Here is a 20,106-nt window from a genome sequence, read left to right as displayed (position 1 = left end):
TCCGGACAGAGGGTCTGTCCGGAGCCTAATCCCGTGTCACGGTGACGGCCAGTCTTAAGCCGTTTCGCCGAACAGTTCGCGGCCAATCAGCCAGCGGCGGATTTCCGACGTGCCGGCACCGATCTCGTAGAGTTTGGCGTCACGCAGGAGGCGGCCGGTCGGGTATTCGTTGATATAGCCATTGCCGCCCAGGAGCTGTATCGCGTCCAGCGCCATTTGCGTGGCGTTTTCAGCGGCATAGAGAATGGCACCCGCGGCATCCTTGCGCGTGGTCTCGCCGCGGTCACAGGCCTGGGCCACCGCATAGACATAGGCGCGCGTGGCATTCATGCGCACATACATGTCGGCCAGCTTGCCCTGGACCAGCTGGAATTCGCCGATCGAACGGCCGAATTGCTGGCGCTCGCGGATATAGGGCATCACCACATCCATGCAGGCCTGCATGATGCCGACCGGGCCGGAAGACAGGACGGCGCGCTCATAGTCGAGACCCGACATCAGAACTTCCACCCCGCCATTGAGCGGACCCATCACATTCTCTTCGGGGACTTCGCAGTCTTCAAAGACCAGCTCGCCGGTCTCCGAGCCGCGCATGCCCAGCTTGTCCAGCTTCTGGGCGACGGAGAAACCCTTGAAATCGCGCTCGATCAGGAAGGCTGTGATACCGCGCGAACCGGCATCCGGCTCTGTCTTGGCATAGACGACCAGCGTGTCGGCCGCCGGTGCATTCGTGATCCACATTTTGGACCCGTTGAGCACATAGCGGTCGCCGCGCTTTTCCGCCTTCAGGCGCATGGAAACCACATCGGACCCGGCGCCCGGTTCGGACATGGCCAGGGCCCCGACATGCTCGCCGGAGATCAGTTTGGGCAGATAGCGGGCGCGCTGCTCTTCGCTGCCCCAACGGCGTAGCTGGTTGACGCAGAGATTGGAGTGGGCGCCATAGGACAGGCCGACCGAGGCCGAGGCGCGGGAAATCTCTTCCATCGCCACGACATGTTCCAGATAGCCCAGACCGGAGCCGCCCTGCTCTTCCTCGACGGTGATGCCGAGCAGGCCCAGATCGCCCATCTTGCGCCACAAATCGGCGGGGAAGACGTCGCTCTGGTCGATCTCGGCCGCACGCGGCGCGATCTCGTCAGCAGCAAAGGAACGGACGGTGTCACGGATCATGTCCGCCGTGTCACCGAGGTGGAAATCAAGCGTGGGGTATTGGTTCGAAATCATGGAGCGCGATGTATCACGCGCGCCGATCCGGTCAAGATGAAAGCCTGAAACCTTTGAAATACCTTGCCACTATCTGGCAGGTTTTCAGCGATTTCCTTTCAACCTTCCAACGATTGCCGAGACCATCGGCCACGCAGAGGCCAGCATGAGAAAGACCCCGCCGATCGTGGCCCAGCCATCAATCGTCAGATTCCGCTCGCTCAGCATCCAGCCCCAATCGCCGCGGGTGACGGCCAGGCCATAGCCTGCGACGACACAGCCCGCGACGAAAATGGAGAGGAATCCCCAGATCCCGTCATCGGGACGGCGCAGCGGCTTTTCCTGGCTCGGCGGCACATCGGAGGCGAGATCCTGCGGCGAGAAATCCTCTTCCAGCAGCGGGTCATCATCTTCCATCAGCGGATCATGGTCCGGACCGGTCAGGGCCGGTTTGGCCGACATGTTCCGCGTCTCACCCATCACTTCGCCGACAGACCCGGCGCTTTCGGCCGGATGGTCGGACGGGTGGGGCGGCGGTGTGTCATCACCGGCCACGGACACGGCGCGCTCGACGATCTCGGTCACCGGCGCGGTATGGGCATCTTCAGCCTCGACGGGGTCCGGCGCGGCCTCCCGGACCGGTTCGACCGGTGCTTCGGCTTCCGGCGTCATATCCGGTTCGGACGGGTCCGTGTCGGCGGCCAGGGGCGCGACGGCTTGCGGCGCGACCGGCACGAGTCCGGCCGACTGGACGGAAGACCGCCCGGCGCGCGCCAGGTTCTGTTGCGGTTTCTGCGCGCCCGCTTGCGGACGGAAACGGCCCGGCAGGACGGCCGTGAAGGCATAACCCAACGGCGTTCCGGCCGGCAGGTCCAGCACATATTCCTGGACCGGTTCGGATGCGGCGTCCTCAACCGGTTCGGTGACCGGTTCCGGATCGGGCGTTGCGACCGGGCGCGGCGCCGGACGGCGGCGCACGGGCGCATTCTTCACATAGTCAAAGCCCAGCCGCGTCCCTTCCGGCAGCGGTTCAGCTTCAGTCGCTTCGACAGGCTCGGCTGCGACGGGGGCCGGTGCGTCGGCCTCCTGCTGCGCGGGCAATTCAGCGTCGATGGCTTCGGCCACCCGGGCCAGCACATCCGCTTCAACGGAGGCTTCGGGCTCAGGCTCGGTCTCTGTTTCCGGCTCGACATCCGGCTGTTCTGCGCTCTGTTCAGCAGCCGGCTCTTCCTCGACCGGTTCCGGGGTTTCCGGCTCAGCCTCGACAGCGTGATACTCACCCTCGATCGGGTCATCCCGGCGTTCTGACAGGGCCGCCTCGATGGAATCCACCGCATCCTCGGCCGCCATTGCCTCGCGCTCTTCCAGCGGCATGGCTTCGACCGTGGCCAGAATGCGGGCGATCTCCGCCTCGGCTTCGCGGCGGCTGGTGATACGGCGGTCCGGCATGGGCGGTGGCGGCGGCGCGAAATCCTCGACCGGAGCCGGCGGCGGTCCGCCGGACACGGCGCCTTCCAGCACCCGCTCCTCATTGGGATGCTCGACCTTGATCACCAGTTCAACCGGTTGCGACTTGGCCGGCACGGGCTGCAGCGCATCGAGGAAGAGCGTGCTCTCGGCCTCACGGCGCGCACTGGTGCCGTCACCATGGGCCGCCAGGGCCTCACCGGCGGCTTCCAGACGTCCCTCGAACAGATAGCGCGCGACATCGGAGCCCTTGAAGGCATTCAGGCCGATATCATGGACGAAGGAAATCAGCGCGTCGCGCTGGCCGCGCGAGATCGGCGTGGAGAGCGTGTCATCAATCGCCTCTTCCGCCTGCATCACATCATAGATCAGCAGGAGGGATGCCTCCTCCTCGGACACCTTGATACCCGCACGCGCTGCGGCACGGTGGCCATAACCGACAACCCAGCGACCATCATCGCCGCGCTCGGCCGTCTGGCGGAAGGGCTCGAACCGCTTGATCAGGTCGCGGGCGGCCGGAGAGGATTTCAGTCGCGGTTTCATCGTGTTCCGTTTCGGGACATCGCACAGCTTGTTCCCGTGCTGCCCTGCAAGCCCGGCACCGGGTGCTCAGCTGGCGTCGTCAAGAAACACATCGGTCGCATCCAGTGCGGTGAAGGGGGCGAAGAAGCCGCCGCCCGATCCGCCGCCGATCAGGAAAATGCCCCGTTCCAGAACGACCGCCTCGGCGCCGGTGCGCGGAGCCGGCAGATCGGCATCCTCTGTCCACACCGTGTCACCCGGCGCCCAGGAGATATGCGTTTGCAGCGTGGTCCGTCCGTCCGAGGACTGGCCGCCGAACAGATGCACCCGGCCCTGATAGAGGGCGACGGCACTGCCCGAACGCGCGGCCGGCAGGGCCGGGCCTTCACTCCAGCTGCCGGTTTCCGGGTCAAAAATGTCATGACGGTCCGACACGGTCTCGCCGGCAATCCCGCCAATGACATGGATACGGCCATCGACCACCAGTGTGGCGGCGGCCCGGCGGGTCACACCGGCCGGGAGGTCGAGGCGGGACCATTCGCGGCTCTCCGGATCGAACATATAGCCGGTCTGGTCATCGACCAGCCCGCCAATAGCGTAGAGCTGGCCGTCCAGCGGCACGAGGGCGAAATCGGCCCGCGAGCCCGGCATGGCCACTTCGCTCTGCCAGACATAGGTGTCCGTCGACCAGGACCACATGGCGGCGCTGGGCCCGACCAGGCCATTCTCGTCCGGCGCATACCCGCCCGTGGCATAGATCCGCCCGTCCAGGCTGGCCATGCCGAACTGTTCCAGCCCGCGCGGCAGCGGGTTTTCCGGGAACCAGCGGTCATAGGCCGGATCATAGCTCTCGAATTCATTGCGCGGCGTGGTCAGGCCGGACCCGCCAGCGGCGTAGACACGGCCCTCATGAACGACCACCGCCAGACCGGCGCGCGGCGCATCCAGGCGCGCAGCCGTTTCCCAACGTCCCTGGGCCCCGGCCGGGGCCAGGACCATGACGGACATGATCACCGGTAGGATCCAATTACGCACGAAACCACCCTGTTGCTTGCTTACGCACCCCATGCGGGATGCATACCATCATAACAGAACCAGCGTCGCCAGTCCCAGGAAGGCCAGGAAGCCCACCACATCGGTCACCGTGGTCACGAAGACCGAGGAGGCCACGGCCGGGTCGGCCCCCGCCCGGACCAGGCCCAGAGGCACCAGAATACCCGACAGGCCGGCACAGGCCAGATTGACCACCATGGCGATGGCGATGACGCCCGCCAGTTCGAAATCCTGGAACCAGACCAGGGTCACCAGCCCCATCACGACGGCAAAGATCAGCCCGTTGAAGGCCCCCGTCGCCAGTTCGCGGCCGACCACACGCATCGTGTTGGCGGCCGTCAGATCGCGTTCGGCGATCGCCCGCACGGCCACGGCCAGGGACTGGGTGCCCGCATTGCCGCCCATGGACGCCACGATCGGCATCAGCACGGCCAGCGCCACGACCTGGGCGATCGCCCCCTCGAACAGGGCAATCACGCCGGAGGCGAGGATGGCCGTGAACAGATTGACCAGCAGCCAGGGCGCCCGCGAGCGCACCGAACTCCACACCGTATCGGCCAGGCCGGCATCATTCACGCCGGCCAGGGCCAGAAGGTCTTCCTTGTTCTCGTCCTGGATGACGTGGACGATATCGTCCAGTGTCAGCATGCCGGTCAGGCGCCCGGCCGTATCGACCACCGGGGCCGAGACGAGGTGGTATTTCTGGAACAGGTAGGCGACCTCTTCCTGATCGGTTTCCGGATCGACCAGAATGCGCGGCGTTTCCATCAGGTCCGACAGGGCAACATCGCGCTTGGCCGACAGGAGGCGGCAGACCGGAATCTCGCCGACCGGCCGGAAACCGGTATCGATCACGAAAAGATCGTGAAACTTGTCCGGCAATTCCTCGTCCGTGGCGCGCATATGGTCCAGCGCGTGGCCGACGGTCCAGAATTCCGGCGCCGCCACGAATTCACGCTGCATGAGACGGCCGGCCGTCTCGTCCTCGAAGGCCAGGCTCTGCTCGACCGCCTGGCGGTCAATCTCGGAAATCTCCGCGAGCACGGCGGCCCGCGTCTCGTCGTCGAGCTCCTCGACCACTTCGGTGGCGTCATCGGAGTCCAGTTCCTGGATCGCCGCGGCCAGATGGGACGTGTCCAGATAGGACATCGCGACTTCGCGCGAGTCCGGCTCCATCTCGGCCAGGACTTCACCGGTGTAGATATCCGGCGTGATGGTGGCGAGGACTTCCTGCTGGCCGGCCGTCAATTGCTCGAGCACGTCGGCAATGTCCGCCTCGTGCAGCGGGGCCAGCATGCGCCGGATCAGTTCGGCATCCTGGTCATTGATGGCCTGGCGCAGATTGCCGACAAACTCCGGGTCGGTGTCCGCCCGGGCCGGGGAATCAACCAGGAGATCGTCTTCCAAAGCGGCTTCGCTCATATCTCCCTCCCCGGCTGGCTGAATCTGTGGCCCAGACTAGGGCTCGCGCCACACAAAATCGAGTGCGGTATCAGGTCCAAACGCGACAAATTTCAGGTGGAAACGCGTCTTTTCAGCGTTTGACCGCTCCGCCCCCGCCAATGACAGCGCCCCGGCTCGCAAACACATTGACCCCGGCCCCGGGATAATCTTGGGTTGCCACGGGAATTTCCTTGGGGGACGTGTCGTGAATTCGGGTTTTGAACAATATATTCCGCTCGCACTGGGCGGCGTGGGCGGCCTGTTGGTCGGCGTGCTCATCCTTCTGGTCTGCGGGCTGAGCGGTGTCAGCCGGATGGAGGACGGGACCCGGCTCTACAGCGGCAGCCTCCTGATGGAGGGGCTGACCGGCCTGCGGGTCAATGCCGGACGCATTCTGGCGCTCTTTCTGGCGATTTCCTTTCTCTACACCCTGTCCACGGCCGTCACCCTGCTGACCGGCATTCCGCTCGGCATCATGGATCTGCTCACCGGCAGCGGCGTGATTTTCCTGGGACACCGTTTCCTGCTGGAAAAACCCTTCCAGGAAACCGGGTTCAACCTGCCGGACCGCGGCTTCTTTGCCGTTCTGGTCCGCGGGGTTCTGGGCGGGGTGATTCTCGTCGCGCTGCTGTGCCTGCTGTTCCTGCCCTACGCCTTCTTCAATGCGCTGATCCTGAATGCCGGCGCGCCGACCACCCTGTTCGATATCGGGTTCGGCTTTCTCCTGGGCCTGGGGCTGGCCGTCATTTCCCTAGTGATGACTCGGCTCAGCTTCGCCTTCCCGGCCGCCGCACTGGGGCGCAAGTCCTGGTTCGGCACGGCTGCGCGTGAAACCCACCGGCTGGGCTTTGCCCTGGCGGGCGCCCTGTGGAGCAATTTCCTGATCATGGCCGTCCTGACCGTCGCGGTCATGGTCGGCCTGGAGATGGTTCGCAGCACGCTGAACCTGCCAGTCAGCACGTCGGACTGGACGCTGCAGGCCGATGACCCGGCCTTCCTGTGGGAATTCGTCCTGGTGGAATTGCCGATCATCCTGATCACGACCGCCTCTACGCTGGTCGCCATCAGCATCGTTTCGGCCGCCTATCGCCGGGTCGTCATCGATCCGCTGCGAGGCCAGACACCGGCACCGGAACCCGTGACCGCCGAATAGACGGACACGCCGGTCCTGCCCCGCAGGACCGGCCCCTGACGGGCCGCCCCATCGGAGACATTTGCGAAGCCAATTGTCGGGAGATCCACCAGCTGCGTCAGACTCGGGTCGAGCGAAGCGGGAACATCTGAAAATCCCGGGCCACAGGCCCGCAAGCGCGACCGCGCGCCGGCGCCTGATGGGCCGCCCCATCGGAGACATTTGCGAAGCAAATTGTCGGGAGATCCAAAATGGTGCGGTCGAGAAGACTCGAACTTCCACGGGTTTTACCCCACAGCGACCTCAACGCTGCGCGTCTACCAATTCCGCCACGACCGCACGTCATGGAGGCGCGGGAGATAGCAACATCCCCGCCCCTTGTGAAGAGTGTTCTGCAACCCTTTATGCAGCAGCGAAGAACTCGTTGGAGTCGGCGGGTCCTGTGATGGACACGGCAATGCGGTCGCCCTGGATCACGACATCGCCACGCGCGATGGGATGATTATTGGCCAGAATCCACACCTGGTCGTCCTCACCGCTGTCCAGCGGGATGACGGCCCCGCGTCCCATGCGCAGGAATTGCTGAATCGGCATCTTGGACCGCCCCAAAAGGACCGATATTTCGACATCGACAGATCCGACCTGTGACAAGGGAGCGCTCCTGACTTGCGATTCGTGGGCTCGGACATGATGTTTGTCCCATTCGGTTTCCGCAGGGTTAAGAAGGCCCGATATGACATTACAGGCTGATCAAACCCCGCAGACCGCGCACCCGAATGTCGACTGGGCCGTCTCCGACGGTTTCGTCCCCTACCCCGAAGCGGTCGCTTTCATGGAAGCGCGCGCGGCGCGAATCGCCGATGGCACCGCCAATGAGCTGGTCTGGCTGCTCGAACACGCGCCGCTCTACACGGCCGGGACCAGCGCCAAGCCGGATGATCTGCTCATGCCGGACCGGTTTCCCGTCTACGAGACCGGGCGCGGCGGCGAATACACCTATCATGGGCCGGGCCAGCGCGTGGCCTATGTCATGCTCGACCTGACCCGCCGCGGCCGCGATGTGCGCGCCTTCATCCAGTCGCTGGAAAAATGGCTGATCGGCACGGCCGCCCAGTTCGATGTCGTCGCCGGTCCGCGCGAGGGCCGGGTCGGCGTCTGGGTGGATCGCGGCCAAGAGCGTGAGGACAAGATCGCCGCCATCGGCGTGCGTCTGCGCCGCTGGGTGTCCTTCCACGGCATTGCCTTCAATGTGGCGCCCGACCTGTCCCATTTCGGCGGTATCACGCCCTGCGGCATCTCTGATCCGCGCTATGGGGTGACCTCGCTGCAGGACCTGGGTCTGGATGTGTCCATGGCCGATTTCGACACGGCCCTGCACTTGGCCTTCACGGAGATTTTCGGGGAGACCCGACGGGTCGAGGCGCCGTCTCCGGACAGTGCGGCCTGAGCCCGGCTAGCCGGCTTTCGGCATGCGGCTGTAGAAGATCGCGAACGCCGCAATCACCAGCCAGAACCCCAGGAAAGAGCCGCCGCCCGTGGCCGAGGCGATATGGGCCACCAGTTCCGGATTGGCCTCCATCTGGCGCTGGAACTCGGTCTGGAAACCGGGCTCGGACAAGGCCTCCTGCAAAGCGACGGGATCGGACGTATCCACCCCATTGCTCTCGGCGAAATCCATCATGGCGCTGTACACGCCGGGCATCAGGGCAATGAAACTGCCCAGGACCTTGCCCAGGATGGCCAGACCGACCGGCAGGAAAGCCAGGCCGATATCGCGTCCCGCATGGCGCCGCCGATTGACGTGCAGGGAGAGGACAAGGAACCAGATCGCCAGCATGCCGACAAAGACCAGCATGCCCGGCAGGCCGGATTTCAGGCGCAGGAAATCCAGCACAGCCAGAAAGCCGATCCCGACCAGATAGGCGGTCGCTGAGGCCCGGTTGACCGGCAGGAAAGGGGCGAGCGGATTCATGTCAGGTCCGGATATTGAACGGGTTCAGTCTTCGCCGGCCGGCGTCACGTCAATGATGCGGACGGGGGCCGGCCCGTAGGCATTGGTGCCGCCCTGCCCCTCGGCCAGGCCGACCCATGCGGTATAGATCAGCCAGACGAGGGTGGACAGGCCGGTCAGACCGGTCACCAGCCCCCCGGCCGCCAGAAGCGGCATGATGGTGAAATCATCACCGGCCAGGGCTGCGGCCAGGATGCTGCCGCCCAGAATGACGCCGGAAATGGTCGAGGTCACCAGGCTGATCCCCCAGGGGATGACATGGATCCAGGCACTGCGCCCGGCATCATGCAGGCGCTTGCCATAGACGCAGATGCCCGCCCAGATCAGACCCAGCCAGACCAGCCCGCCGATCAGCGGGATCAGACCGGCCAGCACATTGCCGCCCAGAATGATCAGCACGCCGATCCAGAATTCGCGCGGGGCGATCCGCCCGTTCGGGTTCAGAAGAACGTACTGATAGTCCATGAGACTTCCCCTATTCGAACTCGATCATGAGTTCGTCGGCGGCGACGGAGTTACCGGCTTCGACCTTGACGGATTTGATGGTGCCGTCGGTCTCTGCGCGCAGGACGTTTTCCATCTTCATGGCTTCCACGATGATGAGGGGTTCGCCGGTCTTGACCTCCTGGCCCTCCTCCACCTCCACCGTGACCACCAGGCCCGGCATGGGGGAGACGACCAGCTTGGCCATGTCCGGCTTTTCCTTCTCCGGCAGTCGCACATGCAGCTCCGCGGACCGCGGCGTGCACACGATGGCCGTGGCCGTGAAGCCGCGATGGCGCATCACATAGCCCTCGGTCCGGTCCGCGAAGACCAGGGCGATCTCCTGCCCGTCGATCGTGGCCTGGAAGAGGTGCTGGCCGGGATGCCATTGGGTGGTCAGCGTGATCTTGTCCGCCTTCAGCGAGGGCGACCAGATGGTGGCTTCGCCCTCCGCCGTCATCTCGATCTCAACCGGGATGCGCCGCTTGTCCAGGAAGATCACCCAGTCCCGGCTGGTAATGTCCTCTTCCGGACGGATGCGCCCCTCGATGCGGCCACCACGGCGGATATTGATCTCGTGCACATAGGCCGCCGCACAGCTCATCGCGATCAGCTGGTCCTCGCGCGGCGCGGTGCCGTGGAAGCCCTCCGGGAAGTGTTCGGGGATATAGCCGGTATGGATGCGGCCGGACCGGAAGTCCTGCTCGTCCAGCACAGCAGAGAGGAAGGGGGCATTGGACTGAAGACCGTCCACATGCAGCCGGTCCAGCGCTTCCGCCAGCGTGTCGATCGCGATCTCACGGGTCTTTCCGTAACCGATCACCTTGGCGATCATCGGGTCATAGAAGAGCGAGATCTCGTCGCCCTCGCGCACGCCACTGTCGATGCGCAGCTGGCCCTCGCCGAGCTTGCCCTCGGCCGGCTCCAGGAAGTGTTTGAGGCGCCCGATGGAGGGCAGGAAGCCGCGATAGGGATCTTCCGCATACAGCCGCGCTTCCACCGCCCAGCCGTCCAAGGGAACCTCCGACTGCTTGAAGCCCAGCGCCTCACCGGCCGCCACGCGGATCATCTGTTCCACCAGGTCCAGATGCGTGGTCAGCTCCGTGACCGGGTGTTCCACCTGAAGCCGGGTATTCATCTCCAGGAAGTAGAAGTTCTTGTCCTTGTCGACGATGAACTCCACCGTGCCGGCGCTGTCATAATCGACCGCCTTGGACAGGGACACCGCCTGCTCGCCCATGGCGGCGCGGGTCTTCTTGTCCAGGAAGGGCGATGGCGCTTCTTCCAGGACTTTCTGATTGCGCCGCTGGACCGAGCATTCGCGCTCATTGAGATGCACCACATTGCCGTGCTTGTCGCCGAGCACCTGGATCTCGATATGGCGCGGTTCCTCGATGAATTTCTCAATCAGGATCCGGTCATCACCGAAGGAGGATTTGGCCTCATTGCGGGCCGCCTTGAAGCCCTCCTTGACCTCCGCGTCCGAGCGGGCGATCCGCATCCCCTTGCCGCCACCCCCGGCCGAGGCCTTGAGCATGACCGGATAGCCGATCGCCTTGGCGGCCGCGAGCGCCGTGTCGGCGTCATTGATCTCGCCATCGGCGCCCGGGATCGTCGACACGCCCGCCTTGGCCGCCAGCTGTTTGGAGCGGATCTTGTCGCCCATCGCGTCAATGGCGTTCACATTGGGCCCGATCCAGGCCACGCCGATCTCTTCAAGCGCCTTCGGGAAGGCTGCATTCTCCGACAAAAAGCCAAAGCCGGGATGCACCGCATCCGCCCCGGTCTGCTTGATCGCGTCGAGGATCTTGTCCAGCACCAGATAGCTCTCGCCCGGCGCCGGCGGGCCGATGAACACCGCCTCATCCGCCATCTCAACCGCCAGGCTGTCCGCATCCGCTTCCGAATAAACCGCCACCGTCGCAATCCCCAGACGCTGACACGTCTTGATCACGCGAACAGCAATCTCACCGCGATTGGCAATCAGGATTTTCTTGAACATGGAGGCCCCAATGGCAAACGGGCAGACGCCCCGGATGCGGACGGGTTTAGCGTGCCCCGGCGGGGGGCGGCAAGCACTTGGGCTGATATCAGTCCGCGTCTTGCTCCGTCTCGCGATCGCGGTCGAACCACACTTCTTCCAGCGTTCGAAGCTTGCCGACAAGGGAGATCAGGAAGGCGGTCGACCAGCCGATCATCAGGAAACCGATCAGTCCCTCCATGGCGACCAGAAGCCGCCAATGACTGTCCAGATAAATGTCGCCCATGCCCAGCGTGGTGAAGGTGGAGGCCGAGAAATAGACCGCCGTCTCGAAAGAGGTGATCTCGCCGATCGCCATGTAGACACCGGCAAAGGCCATGATCTCCACGACATGGACCAGAAAGACGCCGATCACGATGGCCAGGATGAAGAGGAAGAGGGAAAGCGTGTGCCCCGGCGCGTCCACCTCGGACCGGTGCTGGCGCGTCCAGCCGAGCAAAAGCGTCAGCCCGGCCAGGTGAATGGCGGTCGTCACCACGACCATGATAGCTGACAGGACAAGTGCCTGGAGCATGATCCGCCTCCCCGGACCCGCAGATTCGCCCGGGCCTCTGCCCCAGACTAAGCCTGACCGCTTGGAGGAAACAGGGTTTTTTGTCACACTGTTCGCCAAGGAGACCGGCATGACCCAACCCCGAACGCCGCCCATCACCGGAAACGACAAATCCCTCAAGGATTGCCTGAGCCGGGAGGAATTGCGCAGCCTGTCGAAAACCACGAACTGGCAGGGCGCGCTCATGCTGGGTGGCGATCTGCTCCTGCTGGCCCTCGCCTTTGCCCTGGCCATTGCCTGGCCCAATCCGCTGAGCTTTCTGGTCGCGGTGCTGGTCATTGGCGGGCGTCAGCTGGCCCTGGCGATCGTGCTGCACGACTGCGCCCACAAATCCCTGTTCCGCACGCCCGCCCTCAATGAATTCGTCGGCCGCTGGATCGGCGGGGCTGCGGTGGACGTGCCGTTGCAGCTCTATCGCGACTATCATCTGGACCATCACCGTCATGCCGGGACCGACAAGGATCCCGACCAGGTCCTGGTGAAGGCCTATCCGGTCACGCAGGCCAGCCTGCGCCGCAAATTCATCCGCGACATCACCGGCCAGACCGGGTTCAAGGAAATGGTGATGGCCTGGCGCTGCCCCGACTGGCGCGCCAAGACCCCCTTCCTGGTCTTCCAGGCCGTCCTCCTCGGCGCCCTCACCCTGGCCGGTGCGCCCTGGGCCTGGCTGCTGTGGTGGGTGGCGCGGATTTTCATCTATCCCGTGATCATGCGGCTGCGGAATATCGGCGAGCATGGCGCCGCCACGGATCGCTATGATCTGGACGCCCGGCTCAACACACATACGACCGTGGCCAATTGGCTGGAACGCCTCCTGGTGGCGCCGAACAATGTGAACTTCCACCTGGAACACCACATGTTCGCCGCCGTGCCGCCCTACAATCTGCCCCGCCTGCACCGCCTCCTGGCCGAACGGGGCTATTATGAGGGCTATCGCTGCATCTCGCGCTCCTATCCGCACATGCTCACCAAGGCGGTTCAAAGCCCGGCCTGAGACGTCTTGCCGCTTCCCGCCTGCTTCGCGCGCCGCCCGAACGGTGCTAGCAAACAGGGGTTGAAGGGAGACCGGTGCCGATGGGGGAGACACCACCATCCGTTCCGACCGATCAGGGACACGACCGGGCCTGTTTCCAGACCCGGGGGCTGACCCGCGTTTTCGGCGAAGGCACGACCCAGGTCAGGGCTCTGCGCGGGGTCGATCTGACCATTCCCTCCGGCGAGGTCGTTGTCCTGCTGGGCGCGTCCGGGTCGGGCAAGTCCACCCTGCTGAACATTCTCGGCGGGCTGGACCGGGCCACGGACGGGGCGTTCGAATTCCGCGGCCGGGACATGACCACCATCACCGACACCGCCCTGACCCGGTTTCGGCGGGATCATGTCGGCTTCGTCTTCCAGTTCTACAATCTCATGCCCAGCCTGACGGCGCGGGAGAATGTCGAGCTCGTCACCGAGATCGCGGCCGATCCCATGCCGGCGCTGGAAGCGCTGGACCTGGTCGGACTGGCCGAACGGGCCGACCATTTCCCCGCCGAAATGTCCGGCGGCGAGCAGCAGCGCGTGGCGATCGCCCGGGCCATCGCAAAACGGCCGGAAGTCATGCTGTGCGACGAGCCGACCGGCGCGCTGGACAGTGCGACCGGGGTCCGCGTCCTGCAGGCGCTGAAACGGGTCAATCGCGATCTGGGCTCCACCGTGCTCCTGATCACCCACAATGCCGGCGTCGCCGCCATGGCCGACCGGGTGATCACCCTGGCCGATGGCGAGGTCCGCGAATCCCGCCGCAATGAGCATCCGGTGGAACCGGAGGCGCTGAGCTGGTGATGACCCGCCCCGCCCGCGATATCGCCGCCGCCCTGCCGGCCCGGCTGGATCGCAAAATGGTGCGGGATTTGTGGGCCATCCGGCTTCAAGCCCTGGCGATTGCCCTGGTCGTGGCCGCCGGTGTCGCCGTGCTCGTCGTGTCGGCCGGCATGCTGGACAGTCTGCGCGAGACCCGCGACGCCTATTATGACCGCTACCGGTTTGCCGATGTCTGGGCCCCGGTCGTGCGCGCCCCGGACAGTGTCGCGGACGCCATCCAGCATCTCGACGGCGTGGCCCGGGTCGAGACGCGGGTGCGCCAGCCGGCCCTGTTCGACATGCCGGGCCTGTCCGCGCCGGCGAGCGGGCTGATCCTCTCCCTGCCGGAAACCGGCCTGCCATCCGTCAACCGCATCCACCTGACCGAAGGCCGCCGCCCCCGGCCCGGTCAGCGCGAGGAAATCGTTCTGCTGGACGGGTTTGCCCGCGCCCATGGACTGGCCATCGGAGACCGCGTCACCACCACGATCCGCGGCGGCCGGGAGGCGTTTCGCGTGGTCGGTTTCGCCCTCGCGCCGGAATTCGTCTACGCCATCGCGCCGGGCCAGATCGTGCCGGACGACCGTTTGTTCGGGGTCGGCTGGATGGGACGCGAGGCCCTGGAACAGGCCGCCGACAGTGACGGCGCCTTCAATGAGGCCGCCCTCATCCTGCAGCCCGGCGCCGGGGAACGCCGCGTGATCGATGCCCTCGACCGGCTGCTGGCGCCCTGGGGCGCACCGGGCGCCTATGGCCGTGCGGATCACATCTCCGATGCCTTCGTCTCCAGCGAGATCAACCAGCTGGGCACGATGGCCTCGCTGCTGCCGCCAGTCTTCCTCCTGGTGGCAGCCTTCCTGGTGAATGTCGTTCTGACACGGCTGATCGCGATGGAACGGGCCCAGATCGGCCTGCTCAAGGCCTTCGGCTATTATTCCCGCGATGTGGTCTGGCACTACACGAAATTCGCCCTGGTGATCGGCGCGTTGGGTCTGGCCCTCGGCCTGGGCGGCGGCACCTGGCTCGGCCGTCTCATGGCGGCCATGTATATCGAATACTATCACTTCCCCTTCCTGCTCTTCGACCTGCCTGCCTCCGTCTATGCCGGCGCTTTCGCGGTGACGCTGCTGGCCGTGGGCGGCGGCGCCATGCTCGCCGGACTGCGCGCCGCGCGCCTCTCTCCGGCCGAAGCCATGCGCCCCTCGCCGCCACCGGACTATTCCCGCGCGCTGGGTGCCGCCCTGGCCCGCTGGAAGCGCTTCGACCAGCAATCGCGCATGATCCTGCGCCACACACTGCGCTGGCCCGGACGCGCCGGCTTCACCCTGGCCGGCGTCGCCGTCTCGGTCGGCCTGCTGGCCAGTTCCATGTACTTCCTGGATGCGACCCGGGCGATGATCGATGCCCATTTCTACCTGTCCAACCGCCAGGACGTGACGGTCAGCCTGGTCGAGCCGCGGCCGCGTGCCGCCCTGCACGCCATGGCCCGCCTGCCCGGCGTGCTGGCGGCCGAACCGGTGCGTCATGCCCCGGCCCGTCTGCACTTTGCCGGCCATGAGGAACGCATCGCCCTGACCGGCGCCCCGACCGGAGCCCATTTGTCCCGCCTGATCGACAGCCGGGGCGAGCCGGTCACGCCGCCGCCCGGCTCCATCATCCTGTCCCGCGACATCGCCGCCCCGCTGGGCGTCAGCCCCGGCGACCGGATCGACGTGGAGATCACCGAAGGCAACCGGCCGGTCTTCTCGATCCCGGTCGCCAATGTCGTCACCACGCTGATCGGGTCCGGTGCCCTGATGGAGATCGGTGATCTCAACCAGGTGCTGGGCGAGGACGCCCTGATCTCCGGGGCTTGGCTGCGCATTGATCCGGACCGGGCCGACACGCTCTATGCCGAGCTGAAGAACGCTCCCGCCATCGCCGGTGTGTCACTGGAGACTGAAGCGCGCGAACAGTTCGAAACCCTGATGGATGAAGGCATGGGGACCTCCATCTACATCTACACGATCTTCGCCGGCATGATCGCCGTCGGCGTGGTCTATAACAGTGTCCGCATCTCCTTTTCCGAACGCGAGCATGAACTCGCCGTCCTGCGCGTGCTCGGCTTCACCCGCGGCGAAGTCGCCTATGTCCTGCTCGGCGAGATCGCCCTGCTCACCCTCATTGCCCTGCCCGTGGGCTGCCTGCTCGGTGCCGGCCTGTCCTGGTATTTCGCCGAGGCGATGAGTTCCGACCTGTTCCGCCTGCCCTACATCATCAATCCGGCCACCTATGGCTATACCGCCCTCGTCGTGCTGATCGTCGCGCTCTCTTCCGGCCTCATGGTCCGGGCGCGACTGAACAGGCTCGACATGGTCGCGGCCCTGAAGACGGGAGACTAGACCGCCATGACGCTTCGTTTCCGCACCCTGTTCTGGTCCGGCACGGCCGTGCTCGTCATCGCCCTGATCGGCTGGAGTTTCTGGCCCCGCCCGGTCCTCGTCGACACGGCCCGGATCGAGCGCGGCGCGCTTTCCGTCGCGATCCGCGATGAAGGGCGCACACGGATCCGCGATGTCTATGCCATCGCTTCCCCGGTCTCCGGCCGTCTCCTGCGGATCGACTGGGAACCGGGCGACCGTATCGCGACCGGCGATGTCCTGGCGCGCATCCTGCCGGCGGAACCCTCCATTCTCGATGCCCGCAGCCAGGGCGAGGCGGAAGCCGCCATCGCGCTCGCCGAAGCCGCCCGCTCCGCAGCCCGCGCCGAAGCCGGCACGGCCCGCTCCGCCCTCGACCTGGCCCGCGAGGATCATGCCCGGATCGCCCGCCTGCACGAGACCGGCATCGCCTCCCAGGCCCAGATCGACCGGGCCGCCGCCGAACTGCGCGCCGCTGAAGCCGCTGCCGGCCGCGCCCAGGCCGCGATCCGCATGCGCGAAGCCGAGATCGAGGCCGCGCGCATCCATCTCCATGGCAGCGGTGCCGGCGACCGGGACAGCGCGATTTTCGACATCCGCTCCCCGATTGACGGTGTCGTCCTGCAGACCGTGCGCGAAAGCGAGGGCCCGGTCGCGGCCGGCGCCCCGCTGCTGGAGATCGGCGATCCGTCCGGGCTGGAAATCGTCGCCGAATTCCTCTCCGCCGACGCCGTCCAGACCACGCCCGGCGATCCGGCGCAGATCACCGGCTGGCGCCGCGACGCCCCGCCCCTGCCGGCCCGCGTCCGCCGGGTCGAGCCCTACGGGTTTGAACAGGTCTCCGCGCTCGGCGTGGAGGAGCAACGCGTCAATGTCGTGCTGGATTTCACCGGCGAGCCGGGTGACTGGTCGGCCCTGGGCCATGGCTATCGCGTCGAAACCGCCATCACCGTCTGGCACAGCGAGGACGCCCTGCGCGTTCCCGTCGCCGCCCTCTTCCGCCAGGACGGCAGCTGGGCCGTCTATCGCGTCGACAACAACCGCGCCGCCCTCACCCCGGTCCGCATCGGCCAGGACAATGGCGTCGACGCCGAAGTCCTGGACGGGCTGACTGCAGGCGATGTGGTGGTGCTCTATCCCGGCGAAGGCGTCGTCGACGGCGCGGGTGTGAAGGATCGCGGTCTGGCGGAGTAGCGCCCTCCTTCTCCCCGTTTGCGGGGAACTGACGCGCCCGCCACCTGCGGGCGCGTGCATAACAGGCTAGCCCCTCCTTCTCCCTGGGGGGAAGGTGCCGCGAAGCGGCGGATGAGGGGGGATGGCGGGGTCTTCGAGACTACCTTTAAACACCGGGATTTCCCCCTCTCCCGGCGCATGCGCGCCACCCTCTCCCCAGGGAGAGGGCGTGCCGACCCAGCCAAACTTATCCCCACCCTGAAAACCTGTGAGAGACTTGTCTCGACTTCCGGGAAGAGAGGCGCGAGCTCAGTCCCTTGTGCCCGGAAGTGTGCGGAGCCTGTCCGCGCGAGGGGGTGACATCCCAAGCTCCGGCAGGGCCATCGCCCGGGCCACACGGCACAAGGTCCCGACCGTGCTGGCACCCAGGCGGTTTCGGTGCGTCGCCCGCAAGGGAAGACGATCAAATCTCCGCGTGCGGGAGACCTGTCAGGTCACTCACACTCACTAAGAAATCCGACCCGTCAGGTCTCCCGCACGCCTCTCATCCCTCCAAGGTGAAAACCTGTGGAGCTGAACCTCTTTCCTCCCCATTCCATGGGGAGGTGTCCCGCAGGGACGGAGGGGCCGGCGAAGCCGGAAACCATTGCTTGAACCCGGCGCTGCGCGCCGCCCCATCGACCCGATGCTGCGCATCGGCCCACTTCCCCATCAAATGGGGAAGAAACTCAGGAGCCAACATGTCCCGCGAACACCACAAATCCCCGCGCACCCCCATCAACATGCAGGTCTTCGCCTGGGAACAGGACGCCCTGCACCTCCTCCACACTGTCATACACCAACAGGCCCAAGCCGGTCAGTTCACCAAAGCCATCGCCACGACGGAACGCCTGATGGACCGCCTGCCGGACTGCCGCCTGGCGCAAAGCCTGGATTGCGAGGAAGAGGCCCTCGCCATGAATGGTGATTGGACGGTGCGGGATGTGCTGGAGGATTTGGTGGGAGGTTGAACCGCCAACGCACCCGCCCCGTCATCCCACGGTGCCTGAAAGGCATCCGGGGGAGCTGAGCTAACCTGTGGACCGGAGGGACAAGGTCCCCCGGGCTAGCTGGGGGATGACGGCGTTTTTGGTGCCGGCACTGCCCCCTAAAGCGGAATATTGTCGTGTTTCTTCCAGGGGTTTTCCGCCTTCTTGTTCTTCAGCGTGCGGAGCGCTGAGATCAGGCGTTTGCGGGTGTTGTGGGGCATGATGACGTCGTCGATATAGCCCCGGCCGGCGGCCACGAAGGGGTTGGCGAAACGGTCTTCATATTCCTTCGTGTGGGCGGCCATCTTCTCCTCATCGCCCAGATCCTTGCGGTGGATGATCTCGGCGGCCCCCTTGGCGCCCATCACCGCGATCTCGGCGGTCGGCCAGGCATAGTTCACATCGCCGCGCAGATGCTTGGAGCTCATCACGTCATAGGCGCCGCCATAGGCCTTGCGGGTAATGACGGTGAGTTTGGGAACCGTGGCTTCGGCATAGGCGAAGAGAAGCTTGGCGCCATGCTTGATGAGGCCGCCATATTCCTGCTTCGTGCCGGGCAGGAAGCCGGGCACGTCCACGAAGGTGACGACCGGGATGTTGAAGGCATCGCAGAAGCGCACGAAGCGGCCCGCCTTGCGGGAGGCGTCGATGTCGAGCACGCCGGCCAGGGACATGGGCTGGTTGGCGACGAAGCCGACCGGCTGGCCATCCAGACGCCCGAATCCGGTGACGATATTGGCGCCATAGTCCGGCGCGATCTCGAAGAAATCGCCCTCATCGGCGACCTTCTCGATCAGTTCCTTGATATCGTAAGGCTTGTTCGGGTTGGACGGGACCAGCGTGTCCAGGCTGGGTTCCTGACGGTCCGCATTGTCATAGCTGGGACGTTTGGGCGGGGTTTCGCGATTGGAGAGCGGCAGGAAGTCGATCAGGCGGCGGATCTGAACCAGCGCTTCCAGATCATTCTCGAAGGCCCCATCGGCGACACCGGACTTCTTGGCATGGATGGAGGCGCCACCGAGCTCCTCGTGGGTCACCGTCTCATTGGTGACCGTCTTCACCACATCGGGACCCGTCACATACATGTAGGAGGTATCCTTCACCATGAAGATGAAGTCGGTGATGGCCGGGGAATAGACATCCCCGCCGGCGCACGGGCCCATGATCATGGAGATCTGCGGCACCACACCGGACGCCAGCGTGTTCTGCAGGAAGATGTCGGCATACCCGCCCAGCGAGGCGACGCCTTCCTGGATGCGTGCGCCGCCGGCGTCGAAAATGCCGATGATCGGCGCGCCGTTCTGGATGGCGGCCTTCTGGATCTTCACGATCTTCTGGGCATGGGTCTCCGACAGCGAGCCGCCGAACACGGTGAAGTCCTTGGAGAAGAGATAGACCAGGCGGCCATTGATCGTGCCATGGCCGGTGACCACGCCATCGCCCGGGATCTTCTTGTCCTGCATCCCGAAATCCGTGCAGCGATGCTCCACGAACATGTCCCATTCCTCGAACGAGCCTTCGTCCAGAAGCATCTCGATCCGCTCGCGCGCCGTCAGCTTGCCCTTGGCATGCTGCGCCTCGATCCGCGCCGCACCCCCGCCCAGACGCGCCGCAGAGCGCTTGGCTTCAAGCTGTTCGAGAACGTCTTTCATGGCGGCATCCTTCCCGGAATTGGTCTTGTGATCACCGGATAGCAGAGGCCGGGCCGCACAGGCAATCAAACGGGTGCGGCTAATAGGCCGGAACCGGCGCGGAT

17 protein-coding genes and 1 tRNA gene are annotated in these 20,106 nt (G+C 65.4%); 7 read left to right on the top strand and 11 right to left on the bottom strand.

Features of this window, described 5'->3' with window-relative positions; translation table 11 throughout:
- Positions 1-54: 54 nt before the first annotated feature.
- The 4 genes from FCS99_RS16000 to mgtE all read right to left on the bottom strand — a co-directional run bounded on the left by FCS99_RS16000 (position 55) and on the right by mgtE (position 5,670).
- A complete protein-coding gene (locus tag FCS99_RS16000) occupies positions 55-1,227 on the bottom strand; it encodes an isovaleryl-CoA dehydrogenase (RefSeq protein ID WP_138514397.1) in 1,173 nt (390 codons plus the stop codon).
- 84 nt (positions 1,228-1,311) lie between these two features.
- Positions 1,312-3,216 (bottom strand): lysozyme, encoded by a 1,905-nt coding sequence (locus FCS99_RS15995; RefSeq protein ID WP_138514395.1) that lies wholly within the window; start codon positions 3,214-3,216, stop codon positions 1,312-1,314.
- A gap of 66 nt (positions 3,217-3,282) precedes the next feature.
- Complete coding sequence (locus tag FCS99_RS15990; RefSeq protein WP_171036416.1) at positions 3,283-4,230, bottom strand: Kelch repeat-containing protein; 948 nt, start codon at positions 4,228-4,230, stop codon at positions 3,283-3,285.
- Between the two features lie 48 nt (positions 4,231-4,278).
- Positions 4,279-5,670, bottom strand: a complete 1,392-nt coding sequence (gene mgtE, locus FCS99_RS15985; protein ID WP_138514392.1) for a magnesium transporter — start codon at positions 5,668-5,670, stop codon at positions 4,279-4,281.
- Between the two features lie 226 nt (positions 5,671-5,896).
- Here mgtE and FCS99_RS15980 point away from each other — a divergent pair, with 226 nt between their 5' ends.
- On the top strand, positions 5,897-6,844 hold the full coding sequence (locus FCS99_RS15980; RefSeq protein ID WP_138514390.1) for a hypothetical protein: 948 nt from the start codon (positions 5,897-5,899) through the stop codon (positions 6,842-6,844).
- Positions 6,845-7,075: 231 nt separating this feature from the next.
- On the opposite strand, the gene FCS99_RS15975 is transcribed toward FCS99_RS15980, so the two are convergent.
- Positions 7,076-7,162: transfer RNA gene (locus tag FCS99_RS15975), tRNA-Leu, on the bottom strand.
- 63 nt (positions 7,163-7,225) lie between these two features.
- Positions 7,226-7,474 (bottom strand): FliM/FliN family flagellar motor switch protein, encoded by a 249-nt coding sequence (locus FCS99_RS15970; protein WP_138514388.1) that lies wholly within the window; start codon positions 7,472-7,474, stop codon positions 7,226-7,228.
- 82 nt (positions 7,475-7,556) lie between these two features.
- Here FCS99_RS15970 and lipB point away from each other — a divergent pair, with 82 nt between their 5' ends.
- On the top strand, positions 7,557-8,270 hold the full coding sequence (gene lipB / locus FCS99_RS15965; RefSeq protein WP_138514386.1) for a lipoyl(octanoyl) transferase LipB: 714 nt from the start codon (positions 7,557-7,559) through the stop codon (positions 8,268-8,270).
- A gap of 6 nt (positions 8,271-8,276) precedes the next feature.
- Here lipB and FCS99_RS15960 read toward each other — a convergent pair whose 3' ends face one another.
- From FCS99_RS15960 to FCS99_RS15945, 4 genes are all read right to left on the bottom strand, one after another.
- The gene (locus FCS99_RS15960; RefSeq protein ID WP_138514384.1) at positions 8,277-8,795 is read right to left on the bottom strand and encodes a hypothetical protein; all 519 of its coding nucleotides are present in this window, start codon (positions 8,793-8,795) and stop codon (positions 8,277-8,279) included.
- Between the two features lie 24 nt (positions 8,796-8,819).
- Positions 8,820-9,299, bottom strand: coding sequence for a DUF805 domain-containing protein (locus tag FCS99_RS15955; RefSeq protein ID WP_138514382.1), 480 nt, complete (start codon positions 9,297-9,299; stop codon positions 8,820-8,822).
- 10 nt (positions 9,300-9,309) lie between these two features.
- Positions 9,310-11,319 carry an acetyl-CoA carboxylase biotin carboxylase subunit gene (locus tag FCS99_RS15950; protein ID WP_138514380.1) on the bottom strand — a complete coding sequence of 670 codons (2,010 nt, stop codon included), beginning with the start codon at positions 11,317-11,319 and terminating at the stop codon, positions 9,310-9,312.
- Positions 11,320-11,407: 88 nt separating this feature from the next.
- Positions 11,408-11,872 (bottom strand): potassium channel family protein, encoded by a 465-nt coding sequence (locus tag FCS99_RS15945; protein ID WP_138514378.1) that lies wholly within the window; start codon positions 11,870-11,872, stop codon positions 11,408-11,410.
- Between the two features lie 109 nt (positions 11,873-11,981).
- Between FCS99_RS15945 and FCS99_RS15940 the strand changes: the two genes are divergently transcribed.
- From FCS99_RS15940 to FCS99_RS15920, 5 genes are all read left to right on the top strand, one after another.
- Positions 11,982-12,905 (top strand): fatty acid desaturase family protein, encoded by a 924-nt coding sequence (locus tag FCS99_RS15940; RefSeq protein ID WP_138514376.1) that lies wholly within the window; start codon positions 11,982-11,984, stop codon positions 12,903-12,905.
- A gap of 80 nt (positions 12,906-12,985) precedes the next feature.
- Complete coding sequence (locus tag FCS99_RS15935; protein ID WP_138514374.1) at positions 12,986-13,732, top strand: ABC transporter ATP-binding protein; 747 nt, start codon at positions 12,986-12,988, stop codon at positions 13,730-13,732.
- Positions 13,732-16,131, top strand: a complete 2,400-nt coding sequence (locus tag FCS99_RS15930; protein WP_138514372.1) for an ABC transporter permease — start codon at positions 13,732-13,734, stop codon at positions 16,129-16,131. Before FCS99_RS15935 ends, FCS99_RS15930 begins: the two co-directional genes overlap by 1 nt.
- 6 nt (positions 16,132-16,137) lie before the next feature.
- Entirely contained in the window at positions 16,138-17,343 is a 1,206-nt protein-coding gene (locus FCS99_RS15925) for an efflux RND transporter periplasmic adaptor subunit (RefSeq protein WP_138514370.1), read from the top strand.
- A gap of 719 nt (positions 17,344-18,062) precedes the next feature.
- Positions 18,063-18,332, top strand: coding sequence for a hypothetical protein (locus FCS99_RS15920; protein ID WP_138514368.1), 270 nt, complete (start codon positions 18,063-18,065; stop codon positions 18,330-18,332).
- 137 nt (positions 18,333-18,469) lie between these two features.
- Here the strand turns inward: FCS99_RS15920 and FCS99_RS15915 are convergent, their stop codons facing one another.
- Complete coding sequence (locus FCS99_RS15915; protein WP_138514366.1) at positions 18,470-20,002, bottom strand: acyl-CoA carboxylase subunit beta; 1,533 nt, start codon at positions 20,000-20,002, stop codon at positions 18,470-18,472.
- Between the last annotated feature and the right edge of the window lie 104 nt (positions 20,003-20,106).

This window comes from Maricaulis alexandrii (genome assembly GCF_005871165.1).
Taxonomy (GTDB): domain Bacteria; phylum Pseudomonadota; class Alphaproteobacteria; order Caulobacterales; family Maricaulaceae; genus Maricaulis; species Maricaulis alexandrii.
This window is presented reverse-complemented; position numbering and strand designations above follow the sequence as displayed.